10 protein-coding genes are annotated in these 6,107 nt (G+C 67.9%); all 10 read right to left on the reverse strand.

The annotated features are described in order from the left end of the window. Positions 1–44: 44 nt before the first annotated feature. Entirely contained in the window at positions 45–404 is a 360-nt protein-coding gene (locus ACT3SZ_RS06560; protein ID WP_444617615.1) for a hypothetical protein, read from the reverse strand. Positions 405–480: 76 nt separating this feature from the next. Then, positions 481–1,398: an Ig domain-containing protein gene (locus ACT3SZ_RS06565; RefSeq protein WP_444617616.1), complete on the reverse strand. Its 918-nt coding sequence runs from the start codon at positions 1,396–1,398 to the stop codon at positions 481–483. A gap of 69 nt (positions 1,399–1,467) precedes the next feature. Further along, the gene (locus ACT3SZ_RS06570) at positions 1,468–1,869 is read right to left on the reverse strand and encodes a hypothetical protein (RefSeq protein WP_444617618.1); all 402 of its coding nucleotides are present in this window, start codon (positions 1,867–1,869) and stop codon (positions 1,468–1,470) included. Then, the gene (locus ACT3SZ_RS06575) at positions 1,866–2,150 is read right to left on the reverse strand and encodes a hypothetical protein (protein WP_444617620.1); all 285 of its coding nucleotides are present in this window, start codon (positions 2,148–2,150) and stop codon (positions 1,866–1,868) included. The genes ACT3SZ_RS06570 and ACT3SZ_RS06575 overlap by 4 nt, the downstream gene beginning before the upstream one ends. Continuing rightward, the gene (locus ACT3SZ_RS06580; RefSeq protein WP_444617621.1) at positions 2,143–2,493 is read right to left on the reverse strand and encodes a hypothetical protein; all 351 of its coding nucleotides are present in this window, start codon (positions 2,491–2,493) and stop codon (positions 2,143–2,145) included. The genes ACT3SZ_RS06575 and ACT3SZ_RS06580 overlap by 8 nt, the downstream gene beginning before the upstream one ends. Before the next feature lie 10 nt (positions 2,494–2,503). Continuing rightward, positions 2,504–2,992: a hypothetical protein gene (locus ACT3SZ_RS06585; protein ID WP_444617623.1), complete on the reverse strand. Its 489-nt coding sequence runs from the start codon at positions 2,990–2,992 to the stop codon at positions 2,504–2,506. Positions 2,993–3,001: 9 nt separating this feature from the next. Beyond that, complete coding sequence (locus tag ACT3SZ_RS06590; protein WP_444617625.1) at positions 3,002–3,166, reverse strand: hypothetical protein; 165 nt, start codon at positions 3,164–3,166, stop codon at positions 3,002–3,004. A gap of 58 nt (positions 3,167–3,224) precedes the next feature. Then, positions 3,225–4,517, reverse strand: coding sequence for a phage major capsid protein (locus ACT3SZ_RS06595; RefSeq protein ID WP_444617627.1), 1,293 nt, complete (start codon positions 4,515–4,517; stop codon positions 3,225–3,227). Beyond that, entirely contained in the window at positions 4,514–5,653 is a 1,140-nt protein-coding gene (locus ACT3SZ_RS06600) for an HK97 family phage prohead protease (protein ID WP_444617629.1), read from the reverse strand. Before ACT3SZ_RS06600 ends, ACT3SZ_RS06595 begins: the two co-directional genes overlap by 4 nt. After that, positions 5,650–6,006, reverse strand: a complete 357-nt coding sequence (locus ACT3SZ_RS06605; RefSeq protein WP_444617630.1) for a RapZ C-terminal domain-containing protein — start codon at positions 6,004–6,006, stop codon at positions 5,650–5,652. Before ACT3SZ_RS06605 ends, ACT3SZ_RS06600 begins: the two co-directional genes overlap by 4 nt. Between the last annotated feature and the right edge of the window lie 101 nt (positions 6,007–6,107).

Below are 6,107 nucleotides of genomic sequence, written 5' to 3' on the forward strand. Positions count from 1 at the left end.
GGGAGAGACCCGCCAGGATCCCCCACCCCCACCACGGGGTCGTGCTACTCGCCTGCGGCGAGGGCCTTCAGCGCGGCGATCTCGTCTTCGGTGAAGACATCCGCGCCGGTGGTGCCGGGGTCGCCCTGCGGCCCCTGGTCTCCGGTAGGGCCCTTGTCCCCGGTCGCGCCCTTGTCACCGTCGGCACCATCAGCGCCAGCGGAACCGGTCGGGCCGGTTGCGCCTCGCGCACCGGCATCACCTGTCGCGCCCTTGTCACCGACCGGGCCTTTATCGCCAGTCGGCCCCTTGTCGCCTTCGCCGGGTTTGGCCGCGCCGGCGGCTTCAATCCGGTTCAGCTCCTCGGCGGTGATCGGCGTGCTGCCGTCCTCGCCGTTGCTCCACTTGTTCGGCTCGAAAGCCATGTTGGGACCTCCTAGTCCTCGTCAGGTTCGGCTGGGAAGATGCCTGGGCCGGGGAAGGTCTGCTCCCCCGGCCAGGTCATTCCCCCTCGGCGTCCGCGACGGTCAGCGTGACCTGGCGGGATGCGTACAGGCCGTTGCGGTCCTGCACGCGGACGGTGAAGTTCGCGTCGCCGCCCTCGGTCGGGGTGCCCGACACGGTGCCGGTGCTCGACAGGGACAGGCCTGCGGGCAGGTCGCCGGCAGACACGGACCAGGTGTACGGAGAGGCCCCGCCAGCGACGGTGAAGCCGTGGCTGTAGGACTCGCCCACGGTTGCGCCCGGAACGGCAGCAGAGCCGATGGACACCGGCGCGGAGCCGTCCGAGCCCGTGCTGATCTCGGAGGCGTCCTTCCAGTTCTTGTTGAACTCCCACCACGCGGTGTTGCCGATCGCGTCCGGCGCGGTCTCCTGGTACTCGTTGCCGGCCGGGTACACGTTGCGGGTGATCTGGAGGCCGTAGACGCCCTCCTTGTTCATCGTGATCCCGCCGCGCTCTGCGATCTGGGTGTTCAGGAACGTGGTGCGCTGGTGCTTGCCCTTATCGAACATGTCGACGATGGTCTGCACGCTGTCGAACTCGGGCAGGCCACCGGTGAAGAAGCCGACGCCGCCGTGCTCCATCTCCTGGATCTCCGACTGGGGAACGCCGAGGTACTCGGCGAGCTTGCCGGGGCCGGTCTCCCACATCGTGTACTGGATGCCGGTGGTGGCCTCGATGATGTCCGTGCGGATTGCGGACGCCTCCTGCCACGGGATGAAGTCCTGACGGTTCTCGTCGAACGACACCTCGACGCCGTCGGAGGACAGGTAGCCCTCCTGCTTGTGCACCTCGGAGTTGTACTTCTCGTCGGTACCGACGATCGCGGTACCGACCGGGGCGGTACGCACCGCGCCGGTGAGGGCGACGCGCACCGCATCGCGGTTCGTGCCCTGGAGCATTTCCTGATCGGCCATGGTGATCCTCCTCATGGATCGCAAAACCCCTGCCGGAAGGTCCGACAGGGGCAAGAATGGTTAAGTTGATTACGGGCGTTTGGTCAGTTCGGCCTCCGCGCCGAGCACCTTCACCCGCGGGTTCAGATCCTCACGCGTCACCAGCTCCGGACAATCCACCGAAGCCACCGACACCTCCGCGATGTACGGAAGCTGGTACAGCACCTGGCGCAACTTCTGCGTCACCGGCACCGCCTGCCCTCGCGAACGGGCGAACACCTCGACGTCGAGCGCGACCTCGTCCATCAGGACGGGGAACTCGTCGCCGTTCCACGCCGTGGCCCGGTTCTCACCTGGCAGCACGTCGAGAACGATGCACGGCAGTTGCGCGTCCATCTCCGTCGTCGGCGGCAGATGATCCGCCACCCACAACTCCGGGAACGCCTCCGCTACCACCGCGATGGTTTCCTTCAGCACATCCGGTTCGCTCATGACCGCCCCCTCGCCTCACGCCCCGCACGCCGCAGGATCTTCGAGACGTGAGCCTCGGACCCCTCCGGCGCGTCAGCGACGATATCGGCCGTGGCACGACCATTAGCGAGCGTGCGCTCACGCACCCGCACCTCCGCATCAATCCCGGCGCGCGCGAGTTCCTTACGGGCTCGTGACGCTCCTCCGGCGCTGACTTTGCGGACGGCGGCGCGGACGCGGGCGGTGCTGTTCGCCATGACGAACATGTCGTCGGCGTCGATCTGGATGTTGTTGTCAGCCATGGTGCTCCTTCAGGTCGACCTCGGTGTGGGCGAGCATGTCGGTACGCCAGTGCTGTGGTCGGCCCTCGATGTCGAGATCCACCGGCCAGCCGGTGACGCGGATGCGGTCGGTGTCGCGGAGGTCGTCGAGGGTGTGGGGCGGCTGGCTGTACAGGGCGTGCGTCGCGGTGACCGCGTGCCGGCGTGGGGTGTCCTCGGTGTCGGTTGAGTTCACCGGCTGTACGGAGACGGGTGCGGTGACGGGGATGACTTCGGGGTCGTCCCAGTCTTCGCGCCAGCCGCCGTAGTCGCCGGGGACTCGCCGCGCTCGGATGATCGACACCTGCTCGGAGAACGGGTTCATGGTGTCCTCCTCACGGCGCGGGGCCGAGTTTGTACATGTCGAGCACTCGCCACTCGGTGGATTGCGGGGTAATGCCTGCGCTCGCGCCGACGGAGATGCCGCCGACGGAGAGTGAGCCTTGGGCCTGTACCGCGCGCGCCGCCATTTTCAGGCACACGCCGGCGAGGGCCGGGGCTGTCTCGTAGCCGTGGCGCAGGGTCACGGCTACGCGCTGGAACCCGCGTGGGGTGCCGTGCAGCGTCAGCATGCCGTCGGGGGACCACGACACCCGCTGCATGTCCACCGGCTGTCCGTCGACGGTCACGGCGGTGACGTCTTCGACGTGCAGGGTCGGCAGGATGATCAGCGGGTCACCGGCGGTGTCGACGGTGATGGTCTCCTCGCGGACGGGCCAGATGTGCCAGCCGGCGAGGAGGCGGACCGTGGCGACAGCGGTGTCGACGTGGTCCTGGGTGACCGTTTGGGACGATTCGGAGGGCACGAGGCCGTGATCGGACATGTGTGCCTCCTACTTCGTCCGTGGTGTCCACGAGGTGTCGACCGGGCGGTAGTCCCGGACGTCCTCGTCGAGGACGGCATCCGGGTAGTCGTGTCGTGCGGTGACCTCGTCCATCACCATGACGGCGTAGCCGCCGCCGGTGAGGGGGACGCGGTAGCGCAGTTTCCTACCCATCACGCCTCCTCGGTGGGGAACTGGTCAGACCCCGGGAAGATGTCCTCCCCGGGGTAGGTCAGTTTCCCTCCCCGCTCCCGTCGGAGTCACCGCCGCCGACGGTGGATCCGAGCTGGCCGGTGACGAAGGCGGCGGGGACTGGGACCATCAGGCCCAGGCGCTCCTCGGCGCGCAGCGTGACGAGGTTGTGCTCGAAGTCGACGTCGTTGGTGTTGGTGGAGTCGACGCGCAGCCCACCCTTGCGCAGGACGGTCGCGCCCTGGCGGAACGCGCCGATCACGTAGCGGCCGCGCGGCACGGCGTTGGTGGACACGGTGCGCAGGCCCCAGACCGGCGGGTCGATCAGGACGCCGCCGACACCGTACTGGCCTGTGGAGAATGGCCCGCCAGCGACGTACTGGCCATTGGCGTCCTTGTGCAGGCGCATCTCGCCGTAGTCGATCGGGTTGACCATGAAGGAGTCGGCGGTGAGGTTCGTGGCCGCGGGGACCATCTGGGTCGCGCGGAACAGGCCGTCGAACTGCTCGCCGGTGTCGTCCGTGTCGATGTCGAAGGACTGCAGGCCATCGCGGTTGAGCAGGCCCTGCAGGTTGGAGCCGTTGCCGTCACCACGGAGCAGCTGCTCCTCCTCGACGACGGACAGCTCGTAGATGAGCTGCTGGTTGATCCAGTCGGCGACGAAGCCGTAGTCCGCGATCATCTCGTCGGACAGCTTCGTCAGCGCGGCGATCTTGGACAGCGACTCCGTCTTCACGTCGAAGTCATCGAAGCGAACGTAGGGCTTCTTGCCACCCTCGGCGACGGTGGTCGGCGCGCCCTCGATCAGGCGGTTGGCGCGCTCGACGAGGTACTTGATCGTCGGGGTGGTCACCGATGCCGAGCCCATGAGGTCGGCGGCGACCAGGCGCTCACGACGCGCGTTGACGACGCTGCGGCTCCAAGTGGTGCCGAAGCCCTCGACGACGTGGTCGTCGAGGTTGCCGGTCAGCGCCGGGTCGGACGCGGCCTTGGTGCCGTCGAACTCCGGGGCGGAGAACTCCATGCGCCGGCCGCTGGACTGGTCGGACAGGCGGTCGCGGGACGACTTCACGAAGTGCGCACCCAGCGACTTCGCGTCCGGCTCGTCACCGCCCTTGCGTCCGTCTGCCCCGCCGTCGAGGTTCAGGGACTTGACCTTGTCCAGGGCGGCGGAGCGGTCAGCGGCCTTCTCCAGCTCGATGTCGAGACGATCGACGTCTTCGAGGTGGCCCTTCAGCTCGGCGAAGACCTCGTCGGTCATGTTGTCGCCGTGCTTGGCGTTGAGGTCGCGCGCGGCCTTAGCGGCTGCATCGCGCTGTTCACGAAGGTTCATCGTGTGGTCCTTTCCAGGAGTTCGATTTGGGCCTTCGCCCAGCGGGCTCGGCCAGCGTGATCCGTGGACTCGTCCGAGCCCTCGGCATGCGAAGACCCCGGGGACTTGGTGTCCTCCGGGGTCTCGGGGTGGTTGTCGTGTTTGCTGCCGCCAGGCGGCGACAGCGCCTGGCGGATTTGGTCGACGGCCGCTTCTCCGGCGGCGTCGAGGTACCGGGCCATCGCCTTGACGGCGAGGATCTCGGTCTCTTGATTCGCGCCGATCGGCACGACCGAGCATTCGTAGAGCGTCAGCTCCCGCAGCTCGTAGACGTCGGTGCCGTCGGCCTCGGCGAAGCCGCCCTCCTTCACGTCGAAGGCGAACGACATCTGCGACAGGCGCTTCTCCTTCAGCAGGCGGTACACCTGCGCGCCGGTCGGGTTGTCGAGGTCGATCTTCGCGCTGATCTTCAGCCCGTGGTCGTCCTCCTCGGCCTTGGTGACCGCGCCGATGTTGCTGAACGGGTCGGAGAAGTTGTGGCCGTAGAGCAGCGGCATGGTGTTGCCGCTGGACTCCCAGGCCTCCAGCGTCTTGGAGAATGCCCCCTTGCGGATGACGTCGCCGTAGGAGTCGACGTTGTCGAAGACGGAAGCGTAGGCGGAGAACTCGCCGTCGCCACCGTCGTCGCTGTCTGCCTTGACCTGCACGGTCATGTCCTTGACTCGCATGGCCTCACCCCCTTTCTCCCCCGGCAGTTCCGGCGGGTTGTCGTACCACGACCTGATCCGGTCGATGGTGTGATCTGGTCTGCCCTCGCGCTCGGCGCGGGCGATGCACTCGTCCACGCCGGGATCGCAGAGGTGAAACTTCGCGCCTGCGCCCGCGAGCGCGGCGATGGTGCTGTCGGTGGGCCTGGCGTTGATCAGCCACAGTTCGTCGAGGTGGGTCTCGGCGTCGAGCGCCCAGCCCATCAGCCCCCGGCGCATCGCTAAGACGGTGTCGACCACCGCCTGCGGGGCGTTGTGCTCGACCGCAGCCCCGGCGACGGTGTCGGCGACGCGGTCGAAGTCGAAGCGCGGGGTGCCTGGCGGGGCGTTGGTCTCGACGAACGTGGACTTCCCGGATGCTGGCGGGCCCAGGACGACGTGGATGGTCATGCCGCCCGCCTCCCCAGATCGCGGTGGAACACCGTGGCGTCCGCGCCGGTGTCACGGACGAGGGCGAGCAGGCACTCCGCACCGGCGACCGAGCGGTGTATCCCCTCGGCGCACTCGATGACGACGGTGACCTGCTCCTGCAGTCGGGCCAGGGTGCTCGCCCAGCCCGCGACGAGGATGAGGAAATCCAGGACGAGCGGGTCAGGCGTGAGCACGCTGGTCTGGATCGCCCCGTGGCGTCCGTCGAGTTGCCGGTAGTCAGGCGGCGGGGCCGGCCAGCGGGTGGCATCGATGCGAATGTCGGCGGCCTGGTGCTCGTCGTACTTCCGGCCGATGGAGATGATCGTGATCATGCTTCCGTCTCCCCCTCCTGCTCGTCTTCCCCGCTGAACGAGGTGTTCAGCGGACGTGCGAGGTCGTCGCCGCCCTCGATGGCGGGCATGTTGTTCATCTG

The organism is Corynebacterium sp. AOP40-9SA-29 (genome assembly GCF_052377405.1).
In the GTDB taxonomy this organism is placed as follows: domain Bacteria; phylum Actinomycetota; class Actinomycetes; order Mycobacteriales; family Mycobacteriaceae; genus Corynebacterium.

Excerpts from the sequence above, each read along its gene's own strand:
- ACT3SZ_RS06580 (WP_444617621.1), bottom strand. The coding sequence starts at position 2,493 with ATGAACCCGTTCTCCGAGCAGGTGTCGATCATCCGAGCGCGGCGAGTC.
- ACT3SZ_RS06570 (WP_444617618.1), bottom strand. The coding sequence starts at position 1,869 with ATGAGCGAACCGGATGTGCTGAAGGAAACCATCGCGGTGGTAGCGGAG.
- ACT3SZ_RS06560 (WP_444617615.1), bottom strand. The coding sequence starts at position 404 with ATGGCTTTCGAGCCGAACAAGTGGAGCAACGGCGAGGACGGCAGCACG.
- ACT3SZ_RS06585 (WP_444617623.1), bottom strand. The coding sequence starts at position 2,992 with ATGTCCGATCACGGCCTCGTGCCCTCCGAATCGTCCCAAACGGTCACC.
- ACT3SZ_RS06590 (WP_444617625.1), bottom strand. The coding sequence starts at position 3,166 with ATGGGTAGGAAACTGCGCTACCGCGTCCCCCTCACCGGCGGCGGCTAC.
- ACT3SZ_RS06600 (WP_444617629.1), bottom strand. The coding sequence starts at position 5,653 with ATGACCATCCACGTCGTCCTGGGCCCGCCAGCATCCGGGAAGTCCACG.
- ACT3SZ_RS06605 (WP_444617630.1), bottom strand. The coding sequence starts at position 6,006 with ATGATCACGATCATCTCCATCGGCCGGAAGTACGACGAGCACCAGGCC.
- ACT3SZ_RS06595 (WP_444617627.1), bottom strand. The coding sequence starts at position 4,517 with ATGAACCTTCGTGAACAGCGCGATGCAGCCGCTAAGGCCGCGCGCGAC.
- ACT3SZ_RS06565 (WP_444617616.1), bottom strand. The coding sequence starts at position 1,398 with ATGGCCGATCAGGAAATGCTCCAGGGCACGAACCGCGATGCGGTGCGC.
- ACT3SZ_RS06575 (WP_444617620.1), bottom strand. The coding sequence starts at position 2,150 with ATGGCTGACAACAACATCCAGATCGACGCCGACGACATGTTCGTCATG.